Origin of the sequence: Pseudobutyrivibrio sp., from assembly GCF_015057185.1 — a bacterium.
Lineage (GTDB): Bacteria > Bacillota > Clostridia > Lachnospirales > Lachnospiraceae > Pseudobutyrivibrio.
Genome location: NZ_SVEV01000033.1, coordinates 1 through 19,958, shown reverse-complemented (window position 1 = coordinate 19,958; position 19,958 = coordinate 1). Strand labels below are relative to the sequence as shown.

27 protein-coding genes are annotated in these 19,958 nt (G+C 36.5%); 5 read left to right on the top strand and 22 right to left on the bottom strand.

Features of this window, described 5'->3' with window-relative positions:
* Positions 1–87 precede the first annotated feature (87 nt).
* The 4 genes from E7276_RS12460 to E7276_RS12445 all read right to left on the bottom strand — a co-directional run bounded on the left by E7276_RS12460 (position 88) and on the right by E7276_RS12445 (position 1,796).
* Complete coding sequence (locus E7276_RS12460) at positions 88–972, bottom strand: helix-turn-helix domain-containing protein (RefSeq protein WP_294218166.1); 885 nt, start codon at positions 970–972, stop codon at positions 88–90.
* A gap of 193 nt (positions 973–1,165) precedes the next feature.
* Positions 1,166–1,381, bottom strand: coding sequence for a hypothetical protein (locus E7276_RS12455; protein WP_294218164.1), 216 nt, complete (start codon positions 1,379–1,381; stop codon positions 1,166–1,168).
* A 17-nt stretch (positions 1,382–1,398) separates the two neighbouring features.
* A complete protein-coding gene (locus E7276_RS12450; protein ID WP_294218162.1) occupies positions 1,399–1,596 on the bottom strand; it encodes a PspC domain-containing protein in 198 nt (65 codons plus the stop codon).
* 41 nt (positions 1,597–1,637) lie between these two features.
* Entirely contained in the window at positions 1,638–1,796 is a 159-nt protein-coding gene (locus E7276_RS12445; RefSeq protein ID WP_294218160.1) for a hypothetical protein, read from the bottom strand.
* 155 nt (positions 1,797–1,951) lie between these two features.
* On the opposite strand from E7276_RS12445, the gene E7276_RS12440 reads away from it, so the two are divergent.
* The gene (locus E7276_RS12440; RefSeq protein WP_294218157.1) at positions 1,952–2,470 is read left to right on the top strand and encodes a helix-turn-helix domain-containing protein; all 519 of its coding nucleotides are present in this window, start codon (positions 1,952–1,954) and stop codon (positions 2,468–2,470) included.
* A gap of 197 nt (positions 2,471–2,667) precedes the next feature.
* Here E7276_RS12440 and E7276_RS12435 read toward each other — a convergent pair whose 3' ends face one another.
* From E7276_RS12435 to E7276_RS12425, 3 genes are all read right to left on the bottom strand, one after another.
* On the bottom strand, positions 2,668–3,000 hold the full coding sequence (locus tag E7276_RS12435; RefSeq protein ID WP_294218155.1) for a multidrug transporter: 333 nt from the start codon (positions 2,998–3,000) through the stop codon (positions 2,668–2,670).
* Between the two features lie 287 nt (positions 3,001–3,287).
* Positions 3,288–3,929 (bottom strand): L-2-amino-thiazoline-4-carboxylic acid hydrolase, encoded by a 642-nt coding sequence (locus E7276_RS12430; RefSeq protein WP_330599006.1) that lies wholly within the window; start codon positions 3,927–3,929, stop codon positions 3,288–3,290.
* 85 nt (positions 3,930–4,014) lie between these two features.
* Positions 4,015–4,194 carry a hypothetical protein gene (locus E7276_RS12425; protein WP_294218153.1) on the bottom strand — a complete coding sequence of 60 codons (180 nt, stop codon included), beginning with the start codon at positions 4,192–4,194 and terminating at the stop codon, positions 4,015–4,017.
* Between the two features lie 288 nt (positions 4,195–4,482).
* On the opposite strand from E7276_RS12425, the gene E7276_RS12420 reads away from it, so the two are divergent.
* The 3 genes from E7276_RS12420 to E7276_RS12410 all read left to right on the top strand — a co-directional run bounded on the left by E7276_RS12420 (position 4,483) and on the right by E7276_RS12410 (position 6,253).
* Positions 4,483–5,106, top strand: a complete 624-nt coding sequence (locus tag E7276_RS12420; RefSeq protein ID WP_294218151.1) for a hypothetical protein — start codon at positions 4,483–4,485, stop codon at positions 5,104–5,106.
* Positions 5,107–5,189: 83 nt separating this feature from the next.
* A complete protein-coding gene (locus E7276_RS12415) occupies positions 5,190–5,672 on the top strand; it encodes a GNAT family N-acetyltransferase (RefSeq protein ID WP_294218149.1) in 483 nt (160 codons plus the stop codon).
* Complete coding sequence (locus E7276_RS12410) at positions 5,669–6,253, top strand: SGNH/GDSL hydrolase family protein (protein ID WP_294218146.1); 585 nt, start codon at positions 5,669–5,671, stop codon at positions 6,251–6,253. Before E7276_RS12415 ends, E7276_RS12410 begins: the two co-directional genes overlap by 4 nt.
* A 36-nt stretch (positions 6,254–6,289) precedes the next feature.
* Here the strand turns inward: E7276_RS12410 and E7276_RS12405 are convergent, their stop codons facing one another.
* From E7276_RS12405 to acgA, 10 genes are all read right to left on the bottom strand, one after another.
* Entirely contained in the window at positions 6,290–6,973 is a 684-nt protein-coding gene (locus E7276_RS12405; RefSeq protein WP_294218144.1) for a GH25 family lysozyme, read from the bottom strand.
* 58 nt (positions 6,974–7,031) lie between these two features.
* Entirely contained in the window at positions 7,032–7,331 is a 300-nt protein-coding gene (locus tag E7276_RS12400) for a hypothetical protein (protein WP_294218141.1), read from the bottom strand.
* A gap of 15 nt (positions 7,332–7,346) precedes the next feature.
* Positions 7,347–8,288, bottom strand: coding sequence for a DUF4037 domain-containing protein (locus E7276_RS12395; protein ID WP_294218138.1), 942 nt, complete (start codon positions 8,286–8,288; stop codon positions 7,347–7,349).
* 25 nt (positions 8,289–8,313) lie between these two features.
* On the bottom strand, positions 8,314–8,766 hold the full coding sequence (locus E7276_RS12390) for a cysteine hydrolase family protein (RefSeq protein WP_294218136.1): 453 nt from the start codon (positions 8,764–8,766) through the stop codon (positions 8,314–8,316).
* 183 nt (positions 8,767–8,949) lie between these two features.
* Positions 8,950–10,278, bottom strand: coding sequence for an MATE family efflux transporter (locus E7276_RS12385; RefSeq protein WP_294218133.1), 1,329 nt, complete (start codon positions 10,276–10,278; stop codon positions 8,950–8,952).
* A gap of 86 nt (positions 10,279–10,364) precedes the next feature.
* Positions 10,365–11,147, bottom strand: coding sequence for a protein-ADP-ribose hydrolase (locus E7276_RS12380; RefSeq protein WP_294218131.1), 783 nt, complete (start codon positions 11,145–11,147; stop codon positions 10,365–10,367).
* Positions 11,148–11,163: 16 nt separating this feature from the next.
* A complete protein-coding gene (locus E7276_RS12375) occupies positions 11,164–12,141 on the bottom strand; it encodes an SIR2 family NAD-dependent protein deacylase (protein ID WP_294218129.1) in 978 nt (325 codons plus the stop codon).
* Between the two features lie 2 nt (positions 12,142–12,143).
* Positions 12,144–13,109, bottom strand: coding sequence for an alcohol dehydrogenase catalytic domain-containing protein (locus tag E7276_RS12370; RefSeq protein ID WP_294218127.1), 966 nt, complete (start codon positions 13,107–13,109; stop codon positions 12,144–12,146).
* 14 nt (positions 13,110–13,123) lie between these two features.
* Positions 13,124–14,179, bottom strand: a complete 1,056-nt coding sequence (gene acgM / locus E7276_RS12365; protein WP_330599005.1) for a radical SAM/SPASM domain protein, ACGX system — start codon at positions 14,177–14,179, stop codon at positions 13,124–13,126.
* A 111-nt stretch (positions 14,180–14,290) separates the two neighbouring features.
* The gene (acgA, locus tag E7276_RS12360) at positions 14,291–14,419 is read right to left on the bottom strand and encodes an ACGX-repeat peptide (protein WP_294218126.1); all 129 of its coding nucleotides are present in this window, start codon (positions 14,417–14,419) and stop codon (positions 14,291–14,293) included.
* A gap of 229 nt (positions 14,420–14,648) precedes the next feature.
* On the opposite strand from acgA, the gene E7276_RS12355 reads away from it, so the two are divergent.
* Complete coding sequence (locus E7276_RS12355; protein ID WP_294218123.1) at positions 14,649–14,972, top strand: winged helix-turn-helix transcriptional regulator; 324 nt, start codon at positions 14,649–14,651, stop codon at positions 14,970–14,972.
* Between the two features lie 241 nt (positions 14,973–15,213).
* Here E7276_RS12355 and E7276_RS12345 read toward each other — a convergent pair whose 3' ends face one another.
* The 5 genes from E7276_RS12345 to E7276_RS12325 all read right to left on the bottom strand — a co-directional run.
* The gene (locus E7276_RS12345) at positions 15,214–16,584 is read right to left on the bottom strand and encodes an MATE family efflux transporter (protein ID WP_294218120.1); all 1,371 of its coding nucleotides are present in this window, start codon (positions 16,582–16,584) and stop codon (positions 15,214–15,216) included.
* 245 nt (positions 16,585–16,829) lie between these two features.
* The gene (locus E7276_RS12340; protein ID WP_294218117.1) at positions 16,830–18,131 is read right to left on the bottom strand and encodes a cytochrome c biogenesis protein/redoxin; all 1,302 of its coding nucleotides are present in this window, start codon (positions 18,129–18,131) and stop codon (positions 16,830–16,832) included.
* A 30-nt stretch (positions 18,132–18,161) separates the two neighbouring features.
* Positions 18,162–18,479, bottom strand: coding sequence for a thioredoxin (trxA, locus tag E7276_RS12335; RefSeq protein ID WP_294218114.1), 318 nt, complete (start codon positions 18,477–18,479; stop codon positions 18,162–18,164).
* Between the two features lie 297 nt (positions 18,480–18,776).
* Positions 18,777–19,250, bottom strand: a complete 474-nt coding sequence (locus E7276_RS12330; RefSeq protein ID WP_294218112.1) for a cyclophilin-like fold protein — start codon at positions 19,248–19,250, stop codon at positions 18,777–18,779.
* 43 nt (positions 19,251–19,293) lie between these two features.
* Positions 19,294–19,958: alpha/beta hydrolase (locus E7276_RS12325; protein ID WP_294218109.1), on the bottom strand; the 665-nt coding region annotated here is incomplete at its 5' end.

Here is a 19,958-nt window from a genome sequence, read left to right as displayed (position 1 = left end):
CTACCAAGTTTTAAAGCCGTTCTCTAGCTTTAACTATACTTTACCACGCGCTAAAAGGAATGAACCGCACATATTGTGCGGTCCATTTTAAAATAATATTTCTTTCCAAATTTTTATTAATTCGGCAGCATATTTATTATTATATTTTGCTAAATCTACGAGTAACTCTAACCCCATATCTGCTTGTTCAGCATAATCACTTTTTATTCTGCCTAATCCATAAATATAACGATAACAATTATAGAATTCCGCCAAATCAAGCTTTGAATTATCCAATCTGATTACATATATGCATGTCATAACTATCTTTACCAAATCTTCAGACACGTCATTAATTTCTATTTCATCAACTTTGGTTAATAGTTTTTTTACCTCTATGTTTGGTACTTCTCCTGCTTCAAAACTTTTCTTCAAAAATTTTAAATAATCTTTACTCTCTATTCGATGTGTTTCATTATCAATAATCAGATTAAAAACATTAATCGCAATTGCAACCCTATCTTCTAGTTCAAATGTTTCATCAAACATTTTTTCATACAATAATTCGATTATTTTATTTGATTTATCTCTAAACTCCTCCTCATCGTCTGTATAGAAATTTATATTATTTAGAAGATGTTGTGCCATATTTATATCATGATTCATCAGAGCTTTTTGAGATAAAACCTTGTATGATGTAGCGTCCAAAAAATTATCAATGTCATCTAGATTAGTATTCTCAGAAAACAAAACTTTATCTTTATTTATTCGTGTATCATTATTAGCATAATCTACAGTGGTCAATAATCTAAAACTTATATTGTAGTGTTTTGCAATCCTTTTTAAAATATCTTCATTTCGTCTCGTTCCTGCCTCATAAGCCCCAATTGCTCTATCAGAAAGACCGATAACTTCCCCTAGTTGTTTTTGCGTTTCTCCCCTTAATTCTCTAAAATATCTAATATTATTCCCAATTGTTTTTGCATCTAACATTTTCATTCCCTCATCAGCTATCGGAAATGTGATTAATTTCATCATTTTGTTGCAAACCAATCACTAATAATATTTCCATTAGCAACTTCTTCTACTCTTGTAATCTTCGATTGAGCAAACACCAGTTGTACCATATTCAATCAATCCTGTTTTATTAAATTTTCAATTTTAATTTACTACCTTACAATCTCCACTAATCTGCTAAACCTGCAATCAGTGAAACAATTCCAACCACAATCAAGATTGGAAAGGCAATATATAGTAATCCGCAAAATACCATCCCAATTAAAATCACAGGAAGGAAAACTACGTACATTAATACTTTAAATAATCCCCAGGTTGCACTAAAAGCAAACCCAATCAATTTTCCAAATATCAAAACAAAAAAGAAAAAGAATAAAACTGACATTTTAAAATCCTCCCACACTAACAATATCCATTTGGATTATCATCCATTACTATGGCTGCAACGATATAAATAAGAATTCCGCTTCCACCAGCAAGTGTAAAAGCAGCCCATATCAATCTAACTATAGTTGGATCAATATCAAAATATTCGGCTATTCCTGCACATACACCACAGATTTTCTTGTTATTGCTTTTGTATAATCTTCTTCCATTCATAATCAATTCCTCATCTTTCCAATTAAATATATTCTTCAATACTAACTCTGTTTGTCTGGCTCCTTGTGGACACTCACGGATTTAGAACGATTATCCACATATTTTGATTCATCTGATAGCCCTATCTCTTTTGCAAATTCTGGATATTCAGCCATTAACAATAATACTTTGCATCTTCTAATCCTCTCTTGAACTGTCATATCAGTCTCACCTCCGAAACTGTCTTTTGTGATTTCTTGATTATATTTTATAAATGAATGAGGACTAAATATATCATCACTTAAGCAAATGAATATGTTCTATTTTTCTTTTTTGGCAAAATAGTTATAATAATAAAAAATGGGAGGAAATCACTATGGGAAGAAAATCAATCAAGGAAAATAAAAGCATATATTTCAAGGCTCGCGAAGACGCTGGATTAACAAGAGCACAAGCCAGCGAATTAATTGGAAGTATGACTGAAAGTAGACTTGAAAAACTAGAAACAGGCAAAGTTTCCATATATCCAGAAGATGTTGTAGATTTAGCTAATGCATATAACCGCCCAGATTTATGCAACTATTACTGCACACATGAATGCCGCATCGGGCAGGAATCAGTACCAGAAGTAAAGGTTTCATCCCTGCCTGAAATAGTTCTTGGCATGCTCTCTGCGTTAAACTCTCTTAATAACCAAAAAGAACGTCTTATCGATATTACAGCAGATGGTATTATTTCTGATGATGAAATTGCGGATTTTGTTGCTATCGAAAAACAGCTTGAACAAATAGATATGACTGTAGAATCCCTAAAGCTCTGGGTCTCAAGCATGATTGCTGATGGCAAAATCAATAAAGAAAAACTAAAGAGCATTGAGAAGACCTTTAAACAGTAATCATAAGGTAAATATGTACTAATTAAGCGAATCACCTAAACTGCGGAGATGGCAGACCAGGGGCTGAAGCCCCCACTGGGAATGGCACCTAACCCAATTTTTATAGTGACAATCAGATCATGTTCATTTAATAAACAATCTTTTTACAAAAGTTCACGTACTATAGTATTGTTTATATTGTCAGATTTTATAATGCATTATTCCCAGTTACTAAATCTTTCTATGAATCCTTTAACACTATCTTGGAATTCCTGGCTGAAATCTGATAAGTCATCAAGCGCAATTGCTCCATCCATGATTAAATGAGCTGTATCTATTTCCATCTCAGACTTATCTAGCTGTAGCTGCACACCAGAGGTACGCTTATCTTTCCTTATTCGTTCATCAAGCTCCCAAAATCTCTTGGATGCATAACTACTCTTATCTGATAGTAGAGTTATGTATTGCTTTAATAGCTTTTCAATATATAGTTCTTGCCATTCCGGAACCTTCTCTCTAAATAATTTCCAATCCTGCTTCCTTATATCCATTATTTACCACCTTTTCTTATGAACAGTTGATGCTCATGCCTGTAGTATTATTACCTGATGACAATTCATTTGGTCGGCTCCTTCCGACTCGGTTTCCTCAGAGTTAATTTCATTATGTACTTATTCAAGCAAAAAGTGAAGACTTACTCGGTTGTTTCCAACTCGGTTAATTCCGAGCAAAATGCAGCTTTCACGAGCAGCCAACAATGACTTTATCAGAATAATAATTGTTCCATAATCTCATGATGGCTTAACGCTTCTCAAGAAGAAGGGTTGGACAATATTATTTACTTAGGATTCTTTATTTTATCCGGTACAATCCAGTAGTCGCAAATAGAGCCACCTGTAGCCAACGTATAATCTCTATGTAAAACTCCATGTTTTGCCTCCGTCATATAGTGATCTATCTCGCAACAGACAGGAAGTATTTCCAAGAATCCGTTCTTTCTAGCAAAATCATTTAATGGGCAACGAGTGAAATGATAATAGATTCCATCCTTGTGCTTGTTTTCAAAATTGAAATCCCATGTCTTATCCTTATATTCTGGATGTTCATCAGCCCATTCCTGCATCTTATGCATCCTTTCATCACCCTTTTTTAGAGTTATTGGATCATTTAAATCTCCTGAACTCATGAACTTACTAACTGGAGAGGTAGTCATGAAATCTTTAATTACTTTTCTATATCCCTCATAATCTATAGCCCCATCAGCAGCTTTCCATATGGCAAGAAAAACAAAGCACATATAAATGTTTCCTGCCATTGGATTGTCGTAGCCTATATCCTCACATTTTAAGAGCATATCTTTATAGATAGGCTTTGCACCTTTAAGAGCTTTATTGGTTACCTCTTTTCCAAATTGATTTATTAGGTGCTTACGTAATAATAACGATAAAACCATATAGTACTTTCCAGTGTACTTCATCATATCCTCGCCCCTCCCCTTACAACAAATTAACCTATTGCTTTAATAAATCTCTCTGGCTGAAATGGAGCCAAACTGGCATGACCGTCTATCTAAGAGCTGCAAAATATTCCAGCCTTACAGCCTTTGCTTCTGGAACAAACTTAATCAAATTCATTTCATCCTTTTGCTCTTTGCTAGGTGACACTTGAAGTCCAGGTGATTGGAGCACCAGCTTTTCCGGTAATGGAATATTTAATCCCACATGTTTTATACTGTATGCTAGCAATATTATTTCCACCTTTCCTGAATAGAATAATATCACAACAAGTTAGGCATTGCTAACTATATTCTGAATTTTGAGATCCTTTACCCTCAAAGAACTTTAACCAAAGCTTTAAATATCTGTTATCATTAGTACCTCCATTTCCCTCTCGATGAGTGATTTTTTTGTAAGTATAAGATACTCCCATACTGTTATAAAATACATTCACTAAGCCGATATATTGTTTGTACGGATAGCACTTTTCAATAGATTGAATCCAAGGGAAAGTGCTTTTTTAGTGAGGTAAATGCTATGCAAGATATCAAGATTAACATATCTTATTCAATCACAACCAACACTTTTTCCACCCCAGAGCCAAACCAATCAATAAGCCAACAGCTAGCTAATACTGTCAGGAAACTCCAGGAAGAAGCCAATAACTCAAGCAAGCAATCAGACGAAAAAATGGAGGCTAGAATTCAAGCTAAAATCAAAAGCGGTAAAAAACTCTCCTCTAAAGAAGAAACCTACCTTAAGGAGCATAACCCTGAACTTTATATGCAGTATCTCCGTATTAGAAAAATGGCCCAGTGTCTTGAAGAACGTCTTAAACATGCCAAGTCCAAGGAAGAAGTAAATGATATCATTTTTCAAACCTTTAACAGTATCTCTGACAAAGACGAGTACAAGGAGGCTATTATCAATGCATTAAATGAAGTCGTAAAAGACTTCCAGCATTCTGATGCCTTCCAAAAGCTGCCTGCCACAAACGAGGAAGCTCTCAACCATAAAAACTCAAACATCCCTAATTCCAATAATGACCAAAATGACACTGACGACCGCATTGAACCATCAGAACATGATTTTGACCCAATGACCTGGTCACCTCTACAAGATGTCATAGATGCCATGCCAACATTTGATATGAGTAGCTAAAAAATGGACCCCTCAGAAGTCTTGAAAATCCAATAAATAATAGATATTCTCTATGTATAAAACTAAGAAACAAGAGGGAAACTATGCAAATCAGAACTGCTACTATAGATGATCTAGCTGCAATAGCAGCTGTAGAATCAGAATGCTTTCCACCTGCAGAAGCTGCTACAGCTGAAGAATTTAAAGAACGCTTAGAACATTATGCTAATCACTTCTGGCTCATGTTTGATAATGATAAGCTTATAGCTTTTGTTGATGGTTTCTGCACAGATATTCCAAATCTCACCGACGAAATGTATGCGAAAGCTGAGATGCATAACGAAGACGGTAAATGGCAGATGATATTTGGTGTTAATACTCTTCCATCATATAGAAACCATGGTTATGCTGGAGAACTAATACAAGCAGCAATAGCAGATGCTAAAAGTCACGGTAGATCTGGACTAGTTCTTACCTGTAAAGATAAGCTAATTAAATACTATTCAAAGTTTGGTTTTGTAAATGAAGGTATAAGTGAATCCGTCCATGGTAATGTCACTTGGTATCAAATGAGGTTAACCCTATGAGAAAACTAATTCTATTTGGAGATTCAAATACATATGGTTATGATCCCAGGGATTTCCTTGGTGGTAGATATGCTGAGGATGAACGCTGGGCAACTATTGTTCACCATTCCCTATCAGACCACTTTGATGTCATTGAGGAAGGAATTAACGGTCGCCAGCTCCCCTCTGTAGAGTATGGCTACTTCACCAACCTTCTTACTGAACTTTCAGATGAGGATATCTTTGTTATGATGCTTGGCACTAATGACATCCTACTAACCTACAATCCCAACGTAGACCTAGCCGTAACAAAACTTGATAGAATCCTAAGCTATGTTAAAGAGAACTGCAAAACTCAGTTCATCCTAATATCACCACCATACATCAAAGTAATTGAACCAGAAATGCAGCGTTACCATAATTGTTGCATAGAGATGAACCAGCGATTCCTCGAACTAGCGAAGCAATATGACATCCCTGCCATCAATGCCAGCGAGTGGAATATTGAAATGGGTTCTGATGGAGTTCATTTCTCTATTGAGGGACATAAAAGATTTGCTGAATGCTTTATAAAAAGCCTAGAAAAAACCTCTATCTTATAAGGGATAGAGGTTTTTTGCGATTAATTTAGAGCGACATCAATCATTTAGTCGAATGTTTTTATATTCTGAATCTTTAATAACATCGCGGTCAATATATATTTCATCACCACAGTATCCATCTATAACGGCTCGGTCTGTGTACTGCCAAATTGCCCATTCTTGGAAAGGACTGAAATAGACGTTTCTAATCCAAATCGGGAAATCCAGTTTTTCGCCATAAAAATATTTAAGATAATAGCTCTGAGTAGTGTACACAACAGGTTTTTGGCCGTATTCTTTTTCGAAGAGCGAGACCATTTGAAAAAGGCTGTTTAATACTTCTTCCTTTTCTGGTGGATTATGTCTCTCGTCACCATACCATTCAATATCTATGGCGGGAATCAAATCCATATGATACTCACCTGTAGCGGCTTTAAAGTTTTCAAGTTGCGCTTCAGGCGTACTTTCCAAACTCAAGAAATGGTAAAAACCATATTCAAGCCCGGTATTCTGTATACCTTGGTAGTTTTGATTAAGACAAGAATCCACAGAACTACTTCCTTCTGTTGCTTTTATATAAGCAAAAGATATTCCTTGTTTTTCTAACACATTCCAGTCTATATCTCCTTGGAAATGCGAAACATCTACTCCCTGTATAGCGTACTTAGATCCTATGCTAGTTGCTATTTTCTGCGTAAATAATAGTGTAGCTATGATAATTGTCAATAGAGCAATAAACACTATTACAGTTATTCGCCTCTTTATTTTTTCTCTAATTTAGAATATTTCATATCCATATTTAAGATGTCCAAATTCCATCGTTTCCGACTATATAAGCCTCGGCAGGATTTTCAGGATTATAACAAATATCTACTTCATCCAACACCTTTTTTGTTCCTATTACAGGAAAACGTCTTTGTCCAATAGGAATAGGCCCTATTTTTATGGCTTCACCTTTATATTTTAGCCTTTCCGTGATTTCGTACTCTACACCATCAATTAAATATGCAACTGTCATTATGGTGACATGATTGCTTTTTACTCGTTTCTCTTTTACAATGCCAATTTCCTTTTGTGTACATCTATTTCTATTTACCATATTCTTCCCTGTTCTTTATATCTTTAATATTTCATCGATGTATATTTCCAAGTAGGAATCACTACCACCTATCAACTCGTTTTTCTTAAGAAGCTCCACTAAAGCTTTTGCTATTTCTTCAGCAGTAGCAATTACTTTATCTTTCATATTGATGCTTCTAGGATTATACGTATTAAATCTCCAAGCCGCATCATCGCTTACAGTAGAGGCAAGCTTTTTAACAAGCATTGCATACTCACCGTCATTATCTAGTTCAGATAAGGCTCTGTAAGTCCATTTATAATATGGCGCAAACTTTCTATTAAGCAAAAAGTAAAGCTCCATAGCAGACTCAAGACCTTTTACTCTACAAAGCTCCGCTGCCACTATATCATTTCTAGTCATACATCTAGCATAGTTTACTTGAAGGGATGCCGAAAATTGATGGAGCTCATTTACTATTCTTCTTCTCCATATACTATCTGGATAGTAGCTTAAAAGAAGATTCCTAAATCTCGTAAACTCTCCTAAGTCATCTCTAAAAACCTCTCCATTTGTTGCTGTAGCAAGACAGCTATGCTCTAGATTAAGCCAATCATTTTCCGTAAGCATACAGTCCTTAGTATTGCAATCAATATAAAGAATGTTTGAGTAAAATGACCTTGTAGTCATAACTCCTCTTCGCTCTTGAAGTCGTTCAGTAAGGTTTTCACCACCATACTGCATAGCGAGCTCATTGTATGCTATGGATAAAAGACATCCTATTTCATCAAAGTCTTCGTCAGTAAGCCATAAGCATACACCAGTGCCAAAATCATGATCACGAGACATGTAATCATCATAACCAAAACAATCTGAACCCTCTCCCACTAAGCCTACTGCTATTTTTGATTCATATTTAGGAAACTTCTCATGTATCATAGGAGCCACTTGATTCTCATAAAACCTACGACTCTTTTCAAACTCCGCGTTTTGCATTATCTATCCCCTGTAAATTGATTATTTAATCAGATACTATTTCTATCCCTGCTTTCTGCATTTCAGGAAGCTCTTTTAAAAAGAAATTATCATTGGTAGCAGCCACAGAATCTAAATACAGCCTTACTTCATAACCTTTTTTCTTAGCATCCATGGCACTTCGAGCTACACAACATCTACCGTCAACACCAACCATATTGATAGTATCTACATTAAGTCGTTCTATGAACTGAACAAACTCTTCCGAAGAAAAAGCACTAGGCCATCTTTTAGCAAATACAAATTCAGATACTACGTCAAGACCTTCTGCCAGTACATACTTATCCTCATTCTCAAGCTTTCCTACATTTCGCACATAAACTACAGGCATGTCTGAAGCAACAGCCTCATGAATACGCACGTTAACTCTCTCAAGTAAGCTTGGTTCGTAGCTATTCATATATTTTTGTTGTATATCAATCACAAGAAGTATTTCCATATAGTATTAACCTAGATTTTCTGCCTCCCTCACGGTCGTTATTTTTCATATATTTATAGATGGTTCACTGTTCGCATAGTCTATCCAAATTTCTATATACAGTTGTCTTATTTACACCTTCAATATTTAGTTGCAGATATGTTAGTAAGTCTATAGCGATAAAACCCCTATCGCTATTATTAATTATATTTTCTCTCTTCTTCGCAAGATCATATATGCCATCACACAGATGATTAGCTGTATCACTCCACCGAGTGGTGCTGCAAGACCCATTGGGAAAAGAGTATCTGGGTAATATATCGATGCAAAGTATGCGCCAGGAACTCTCATCAAAATAATTGACGCCACATTATGAATAAATGAAATATAAGAATAGTTTGATGCCACAAAGAATCCACTAAAACAGAAGTGGAAGGACGCAACTGTGCAGTCAAATACGTATGATTTAATATATGACACACCAAGTGCAACTACCACCATATCATCTGTAAACATTCCTATTACTGGCTCTGCAATAAACTGGAATGCAATCGCAAACACTAAACCTATTGATACGGCTATAGTCATACCGTAGAACAGTGCCCTTCTCGCCAAAGGCTTATCTCCAGCTCCAATTGCCTGAGACGAAATCGTTGAAATAGTCGACAACATCGATGATGGCACCAAAAACAGGAACGAAATGATTTTTTCTACAATACCTACCGCTGCAGATATTTCAACTCCTCTTGTATTTGCAATAATAGTGATTATTAGGAATGAAACCTGAATAAAGCCATCCTGTAGACTGACTGGAACTCCTACTCTTAAAATGCTGCATAAAACTGATTTATCAATTCGTAAATCCGTTTTAGCTATTGTCACCAATTTCATTTTGTAAATAGCAATAATAGAAATCAAAACGCTGAAAGCCTGTGCAATAATTGTTGCCCATGCTGCGCCTACCGCCTTCATTCCCAATCCGCCAATAAGAAGATAGTCCAATGCAATGTTTACAGCACATGCAATAGCTATGAAAATCATAGGACTTTTGGAATCTCCAAGCCCCCTAAAAATTGCTGCAATTACGTTATAAGCAACAATAAAAGGAATACCTGCAAAGCAAACTAAAAGATATGCTGTAGTCTCCTCAATAGCTTCCTTTGGTGTGCTCATAACCAAAACTATTGGATTCACCAATCCTAATAAAATGACCATCACAATCAGGGCAACTATAACAAATAACACTATTGTATTTCCGATTGTCTTTGATATTTTAGCTCGGTCTCTAGCGCCAACACCCCTGGCAATCATAACCACAGCTCCCATAGCAAGACCTACAATCATGACAGTAATCATGTGCATCACTTGAGAACCTATAGATACTCCTGATATAGATGCTGCACCATTATATTGACCAACTATAAACAAATCAGCCATTCCATACAATGTCTGCAAAAAATAAGAAAGCAGAAATGGTCCCGAGAAAATCATAATATTTTTTAGTAAGCTTCCCTGTGTAAGATTTTTCTCCATTAATTTATTCTCCTAGCTTATGTTTGGACCTATTCTACTCTATATATTTTTAAAAATTCAACATTATTTTTTCTTGATAATAATATTTATTTTTTGAGAAGCTTGTCATAGATATCAAGGTCGATATCTTTATATACATTAAACACAATCTTCATCTCACTTCCTGTCTCATCAAGCCAGGTTTTGACTGTTTCTACAGCAATCTCAGCGGCTCTTTGATTTGGGAACATGAATACTCCGGTTGATACGCAGCAAAATGCGATGGACTTCACTTTATTTTCTGCTGCTAGATTAAGACATGATTTATAGCAAGATGCCAAGAGTTCTTCATGCCTTTCGGTCAAAGCTACTTGAACTATAGGACCTACAGTATGAATAACATAGTCACATGGCAAATTGTAAGCTGGGGTAATCTTAGCCTGTCCCGTAGGCTCTTCATGTCCTTGGCGCCTCATTATATCTGCGCACTTCAAACGAAGCTGTATTCCGGATTTCGAGTGAATAATATTGTCTATGCAGTTGTGAAGAGGCTGAAAACATCCACACATCTGAGAATTGGCCGCATTTACGATAGCATCTACTTTAAGACGGGTAATATCTCCCTGCCAGACATATAGCTTTGGATTTGATGATACTGGCTTTAATTCATGTATGGAAACAACTCCAGTCCCTTCGTTTTCAACCTGCAAATATTCATCCTGGATTTCCAAAAACTCAATGCTAATATCTTTTGGCTCTCTCACATTCATAAGGGCTCTTAGAAAATCCTTTTGTCCTCTTTCATCCTGAGGAATATCGTAATTGCGATAATAATCATCCTCCGCCATCAATTGTTGAATCAACCAAATTCTTTGTTCTGAATGATTCATAAGAAACCCCTCCCAATTAACTAAGCTTATTCAGAATCTCATCTATATCACCATCTATGCAAATGCTCTGATCCTCAATATCCTTTGGGCAATAGCTTTCACCATAATTTAGACAAGCATAAACTGCTTTAGGATTTGCTGAGGTCATTTGCCAAAACGGATATTTGATTATTACAGGAGTGTTACTCCCTACACCTAATTCTAAGTATAATACATGCAATGATTCATGTCTTCTAAGAAAGTCTGAGTATGCTGCCGATGCCCTGTGCCATCCATCATCCTCAACAAAATTATCATCTGCTCTAAGATTTGTAGTAACCGGGCTGCAATCCACAGGACATTTTGGTATAAGTTCTGTTGGAATTTCCATTTTAATATTCTTGTCTACAGGAACTTCAAAAATACCGTCTTCATTTCTTACGAATCCCTGAGCTTCCATAGCCTTCATTACCCACTCTTCATTATCAAAAGTCTGTCTGATATCTGGGTTAATGCTTTGAAACAAACCATAATCCCCCTGTGTATAAAACAATCTCTTTTTGTCAAAGTCAGCCTTCTGGAAACAGTGATCCACGTTAGTTGTAATCACAAAATAATCTTTGTCTTTAACTAATTTATATAGCTTATTGTAGGTATTCTTAGGTGGATTCATATATCTATTCATATAGATATATCGTGCCCAATATGCCCAAAAAATTTCCTTTTTAGGATATGGATAAAATCCACCAGAATACATATCGATAAACCCATATTTCTTAGAAAAATCTGAAAAATATCTATCAAATCTAGCACCTGTGTATATGAAACCAGCTGCGGTGGACATGCCAGCACCAGCACCGATTATTACTGCATCTGCCTTATCAAGCTCCCATTGAAGCTTACTTACATTCTCTTCGAAATTGCCTTTTCCATAAGATACACCACTGCTAAAATATCTCACAGCTGCCATGCCTCTTTCTATCGAATCTCTATAGCCATTTTTTCTATGCTCCATTATTATTCCTCCACCACAACAACTATCTTACCGCCTGCTTTTCCAGATTCCTGCATACACATAGCCTCTTTAATATCCCTAAATCTATATACTGGACCGTAAATTGGTTCCAATTTGTTCTCACTGATAAATGCAAACATATCATCCACAATTTCTTGTGTAGGAAAGTTGGAATAGAACCCTGTAAGATACACTCCGTTTGGAATGTCCTTAATTGGATCAAATCCATCTAAGACATACACTCCACCTAATATTCCTGTCTGGCATACTGTTGCTCCTTTTTCCACCGCTGTAAGCGTATCTAAAATATTTCTAGGACCAATTAGATCTAGCGCTTTTGTAATTCCCTTCACATTTCCCGTAAGTATTCCTTTGTCCATGAGTATTTCATCAGCGTCTTTTAATGAAGAAAAATATTTTTCTCTGTGAGTTGTTACTACTACTTTGCAGCCCACTGCCTTCGCTATCTGCAAAGCAGCATAACCTAATGCACAGCTTGCTCCTCTAATAAGTAATATATCATCTTTTTTTAATCGAAGACACTCAAACAAAGAGCCCCATGCTGTAAAATATGTTTCAGGAATAGCAGCCAGCTTTTCCCAACTCAAATCACTATCTACTGTAAATACATGATGTCTTGGAAGAAGAGCATATTCTGCATAACTTCCATCGAAACTCCTTCCCATTCCACCCATCATAGCAATTACCTTTTGACCCTTTTGCAAGTCTGTATCTGATGGGTCTTCAACTACCCCCACACATTCTATGCCTGGAATAACTGGCTTATTTATATAATCACTTTCTATCTCGAATTCTCGTAGCATTTGTTCAGAATGATTCATTCCAAAGACTTTCACCTTAATAAGAACCCATCCTGAAACAACCTTTGGTATTTCAACCTGTGACACACACACATCTTTAACACTAGTTTTCTTCGTCAGTACCACTGCATTCATCATATGTTCCATAAAACCTCTCTTTATTAAGAATCAAACAATTCACTATTTTCATCTGCCCAGCACTGAGGATCATCGCTATAGAAACTACCATTTGTGCCATTTGCTACTGCAGGACAACCTCTACACCAAGGCTTCAGTTTACATCTACTGCATTTTTCAAATTTTTCGTAATCACGGTATTCCTCAAATGATGTTTCCCAAAGGTCTGCGATTCTATCCGTAAAAACGTTACCAACTTTACTATCTGCAACACGTCTGCATGCATAGATATCACCAGTTGGTAAAATCGTCATATGGCAATTAGCACAGTTGCATCCTTCATAAATCGTGCCTGGCTCTACATTTTCTGGGATCTTGAATTCTCCAGTTTCATACTTATATAGGGTCCAAAGATGGTCTTTTCTATTAAAGTATGTTTGGCACCCCTCAGACTGATATTCCTTAAACTTTTTGTCACACATTTCAAGAAGCGCTCTATATTCTTTGGCTGTCATGGACGCATCTAAATCACCGCCACTCGGTACATATCTCGCAAATGCAAATACATTTGCTCCAGCTTTTACCACCTCATCTATTATTCCAGGTACTTCCATTCGATTGGTTTTAGATACAGTAGTCATAATCACACTTCTAATCCCTGCTCGATTAAGGCACCCAATTTTTTCTAATGTGCAATCATAAGAACCTGGCTTTCTAAACCAATCATGAGTTTCACGGAGTCCGTCAAGCGAAAGCTGATATTTTTCACATCCGTACCATTTAAGCTCCCTGCATATCTGGTCATTCAGATGAAATGGATTTCCCAAAATCGTAAACTTTATTTCATGTTCATGCATCAAATCCAATAATTTCCAAAAATCCGGGTGTAATATTGGATCACCGCCTGTGATATAAAAGTAAGGAGTTCGTTCATAAACCTTGCAAAAATCTAAACAATTATAGAAAGTATCTTCCATTTGCTTCCAACTCATGGATTCAAGACATGTATGTTCCCCACTGGAATATATATAACAATGCTTACATCTCTGATCGCATTCATCTGTAATATGCCACTGAAATGAAAAATATGGCTTCATCATCACTTACCTCCATTTATTACTCATCTATGATAAAAAGCTATTTGCTTGTTCTTTTCAAAAAAACGGCCACCAGATTATCCGGTGGCCTAGGTTAAATATTTATGTCTCTAATTATTTGTCACCTGCGCCACATGCTGATCCACATGCTGAAGGTTTCTCATCACCAGCACCGCAACCTGTGCCAGCAGCTGTTGACTGTGAATTTCCGTTAACCCATCCATTAAGATTTGATAATGCCATTTGTAAATCCTCCTGTTATAAAAAATCATCAGAAGCGTTATTGCTTTCTGTGATTTCAATATAATCCCCCGTCAACAAATAAAAAAGTACGCACCTTTTTATTACATAGTTACCTTTTTGTAACTTATCGACTTTATTTTATGATGGTGTTATATTGAACTTATATTAAAAAATGATGTTACATTACATTTGATACTATTGGATTATATAGAAAGAGAAAGGAGCTCTTATGAAAACAAAAGACGAATTACCAGAATGCCCAGTAGCTACAACTGTTAGCCTAATCGGCAGTAAATGGAAATTACTTATAATTAGAAATCTCCTAGTTCGTCCATGGAGATTCAACGAATTAAAAAACAGCTTAGATGGAATCAGCCAAAAGGTTCTCACTGATTCTCTCCGTTCCATGGAAGAAGACGGTATTATAACAAGAACTGTTTATCCAGAAGTTCCACCTAGAGTTGAATATGCCCTTTCAGAACTCGGCGAATCCATGCGCCCTATAATTAAATCCATGGAAAAATGGGGCACTGATTATAAAAAAAATAATTAATTCTTACACTACTATCTTGAATATATTAACGGGTCAGTAGACTTAAAAAGATTTCTTCTTTTGTCTGAAAATAATTGTATATAGAAGGTCTGGAAAAGCTGGTCTCAAATCTATGACTTCTTGTGGGCTACTTAAAGAAAAAGCCCACAAGAACTCGGCTTCGCCAAGCAATATTTTCTTTCAGAAAATATTGGTCTATGTCCGGTTCTTGTTTTTCTGATGAAAAACAAAAACCTATGCGTTAAATTACTTTAACACTTAAACTAGCCTTAACGATTCTCATAAGCATAATATATCCGACCACTGCAGTTAAAACCTCAGCGATTATAAATGTTATCCATATTATTGACTTCGATGCGCTCCCTGAAATGACCATATTTGAAAATACAAAAGCAACGGGAATAACTAGCACAAATTGCCTTAAAATTGAAATCACAAGTGACTGAGGACCAGCATTAAGTGCCTGATATATTCCCTGAAAAGAAATATTAAAACCTGAAAATAAAAAACTAATTGAAACAATACGCATAGCTGCAACACATATCGTTTCAGTCTCTCCTGATAGTCCAAACATATTTGCAAATGGGTTTGCAAATACTTCTAAAAGCAATGTTCCAAACAGCATAATCACTGATGTATAAAGTATTCCCCATTTCATTCCTTCTTTAATTCTTTTTTCATCCTTCATTCCATGAGCAAAAGATACAATAGGTGTAATTGTATCTCTCATTCCAAATGCAGCAAAAAGTATGAACTGCTGAATCTTATAGTAGAGACCATATGCAGTAACCACATTTTCTCCAATACGAACAAAGATAACATTCAATAAATATGTCATTATTGACATGAGAGCCTGCGCAATGATTGCCGGAACACCTATTGAATAGATTTCTTTAATCATAGAACCGCTCAGCTTTAAATACTTTCTATCATTTGAAATTTCATTATCGTATTTACGATGGAAATACCATCCTAGTCCCATTGATACAAACTGTCCTATTACTGTAGCAAGTGCAGCACCTACTACTTCCATTCTTGGAAGTCCAAGCAATCCATATATCAAAATAGGATCTAACACAATATTTGTTAGTGCGCCAGCAAGCTGGGCGATTGTTGAATACTTTGAACGTCCATGTGCCTGCAACAATTTTTCATAAACTGTAAAATATGCGTTTCCCAAGGATAACATACAGCATATCCTAAGATAAACTACAGCCATTTCTGAAATAGTAGAATTTGATGTTTGAGTTCCTATATAGAACTTTACGCCAAATGCACCAAACAGGAAAAACACTGCAAAAATAATGAATGCCAAAACTTTTGTTGTTCCGGCCGCTTTTGATGCTTTCTCAAAATCACGCTGTCCAAGGCTTCTAGCCACAACAACATTCATTCCTACTCCGGTTCCTATTCCCAGTGCAATTAATAACACCTGCACAGGAAATGCCAGGGTTAACGCATTAAGTGCCATCTCACCGTTAGCGCCCATATTTGATACGAATGCAGAATCCACAATATTGTAAAGGGCCTGCATCATCATAGATATAATAATTGGTGTTCCCATTTTTAGCATCAGTGAATTAACTGGTGCTTCTTTCATAGGATTGTTCATGTCATACCTCCACATAAAAAAAGCGTATGTAACGACCGCCGCCAGACGCTGGACTTACGCTTTCGCTACACACGCTTTATAATCTAAAAGCTAAATTATCAAATATTCTTTTCCTTGTCCAAGGTAATTTTCAACAAAAATATTATCTTTTCTATTTCGGATTATCAATCTTATCCGGCACAATCCAACTATCTTTCTTAACAAATAATATCACATTTGGTCAGCTTTCACTAACCTTGGTTGTGTTAGTCAAGTTTCGTATAGCTTGCTTCTTTTGCTTGGGCTATCACGTCTTCCATAATGTCCTTGGTCATGCCGCCAGGCACATAGCCTAATACATTTCCATCAGGATCAATTAAATAAGTGGTAGGATATGCAGTTATATAGTAAGGCAATGCTAGCGAAGCTTCCGTATCCATAAGTACTGGAAAGGTATATCCGTTTTCCTCTAAAAATTGTGTTACACCATCAATATCTTGCTCATCGCCATTTCCTGGGAATGTCACACCCAAGAATACAACGTCAGGGTCTTCCATAGCTTGATATTCTTCGTAGAGCTCCTGAATATATGGGAGTTCTGCCTTACAAGGCGGACACCAAGTAGCCCAGAAGTTTAAAAATACAATCTTGCCTCTATAATCTAACAAGGAATGTGTTTCACCGTATTGATCTACAAGTGTAAAATCAACGGCTGCCATAGTGTTTTCCTCTGAAGATTCAGTTGCACTATTATCCTCATCTTGATCTTCTGATGACTCTATATCTTCCCCAGTATCTTTTTCGGCATTGGTCTCTTCTGTGGAAACTTCCTGATTACTAACTGTTGATAGATAGCTTGTGATGCTATTCATCTTGCCAGTAAACATGAGGAGTCCCATGATAATCAGGAGAACTCCGCCTATTTTAACTGTGTATTTCACAATATTCCTATGCTTACCGAAGAAATCCATAAGAGTTGTGGTAAATAATCCTACTAGGAGAAATGGAATTACATATCCTAATGTGTAAATGCCTATTAATGCAAAGCCTGTTACGCTTGAGCTAGCAGAAGATGCAAGAATAAGCACTGAAGATAGGGCTGGTCCTACGCAAGGGCTCCAAGCAAAGCTAATTACAAATCCCATCACGAAAGCAGTGATTGGAGACATCGTCATTTTTTCTATATTAAGGGGGAGTCTATGAGTTCCATTAAGTAGCTTGCTTTCACCCAGCCAGCCCAGCTGGAATAGCCCCAGTAAGACAATGATTATTCCACCTACTCTAGCAAAAATAATCTGGTTGCCGCTAAAAAACTTACCTATTGCGCTCATACCAAGTCCTAGAACTAAGAATGCCATACTAATTCCAATCACAAAGAATATTGTATTGACTAGGACCTTTTTCCTGTCATATATTCGATTACCGTCCTTATCCACTGATACTGTCCCACCTGATAGATAGCCGATATAAACTGGCAATAATGGCAACACACATGGAGAAAAGAAACTAAGCAGTCCCTCTAAAAAAACTGTTATAGTCGATATATTAATGCTTGTAGATAAATCCATTCCTCACCTAATCCTTCCAAATGTTTTTTTCTATAATGCTTTCTTTAACTTATCTTCAAGTGCTTCCTTAGGCATAGCACCTAACGCGCTATCTATTAACCTGCCATTCTTGATAATTGCAAAGAATGGAATGGATCTAACTCCAAATTGGCCTGCAAGCTCTGGCTGTTCATCTACATTGATTTTACCTACCTTAGCCTGGCCATCGTACTCATCAGCAAGCTGTTTAACCGCCGCACCCATCATCTTGCATGGCATGCACCAATCCGCATAGAAGTCAACAAGTACTGGCTTATCACTATTTAACACTTCAGCCTCGAAGTTTTCCGTTGTAAACTTATATTCCATATTTATACCTCACTTATATCTTTATTATCTTTGCATTTGTCAGCTGATAATTCTATTATATGTGGTACGGAAAACTTATCAAGTACGCAATAATTATTGACCTAGTAAGAAAAAACTGACTAAGGTATCTTAGCCAATCAATGTCTTAATATCATCTTAAACATTTGTGATTCCTGCGATACCAAAAGCCTCCTCCTATAATACATGTTGTTCACATTATAATTATTTAGGGCAGTAATTTAAACAAGAAGCTATTAAAAAATGGAGTCTACTATGTGTAGACTCCATTTGCAAATATTAATCTATACTTATGGTTATAGTAACATCACCATTTGAAAGAAGCTCTGCCATCTCTGCTTCATCTCTGTCAGAAATATGACCAAGCTTTGTGTAGGCCCAGCTATTGGAGCCGTAGAACACCACCATTTGATTACCAGCATAGAGAACAATATCTCCTGCTGACGTTGTCATCTTCACGTCCTCTTGCGGAAGGTTCTGACCAATTGGTCCCACCTGTTCAAACCCGCCATACATGGACATCTGAATAGTAATATCACCATTTTTTGCCATCTCTTTCAGTGCTTCTACTGCCTTATTGTTTTCCCAATCCACACTGACTTGCGTATCATCGATTTTCATCACCATAGTATCATCTCCAATACTAGTATCAGTTGTAGCTGCTTCCACTGATATTTCGGTATTACCTATGCAAGCGCTCATACAAAGCATTGTGGTTATGCAGAATACTAACAAAATCATTTTAGTTTTCATTGCAATCACTCCTTACCATAAAGACCTACCCCAAAATTGCTCCTTACTTCAGATTCTCTTTAAAAAATGTCTCCAGCTTGTCAAAAGGAATATAATCTTTATCTCCACCATCATATAAATCTGTATGTACCGCATCAGGTATTATCATCAGTTCTTTATTGTCAGCATACTTACTGTCTTTAATCATATCGGCATATGCATCTTTGGAAAAATAACATGAATGGGCTTTTTCTCCATGAACAAGTAAAACTGCGCTTCTGATTTCATTACTATACTTAAGGATTGGCTGATTAACAAATGACTCACAACCGATTACATTCCATCCACCATTTGAATTAAGACTTCTCTTGTGATAACCTCTGTCAGTCTTATAGTAATCATAATAGTCTTTTACAAAGAAAGGTGCATCTTCAGGAAGCGGATCAACTACACCACCGCCCAGCTTATATTCACCAGCCTTAAGGTCTTCAAGTCTCTGGGCGCACATGGCAGCCTTATGCTGATATCTCGCCTCTTCACTGTCCTCCGAGTCAAAATAGCCTTTAGCGTTTACTCTTGTCATATCATACATTGTCATTGCAGCTGTAGCTTTGATCCTTGTATCAAGAGCTGCTGTATTTACAGCCATGCCTCCCCATCCACAGATACCGATGATTCCAATCCTGTCAGGATCTACTTTTTCATTAAGTGAAAGGAAATCAACTGCAG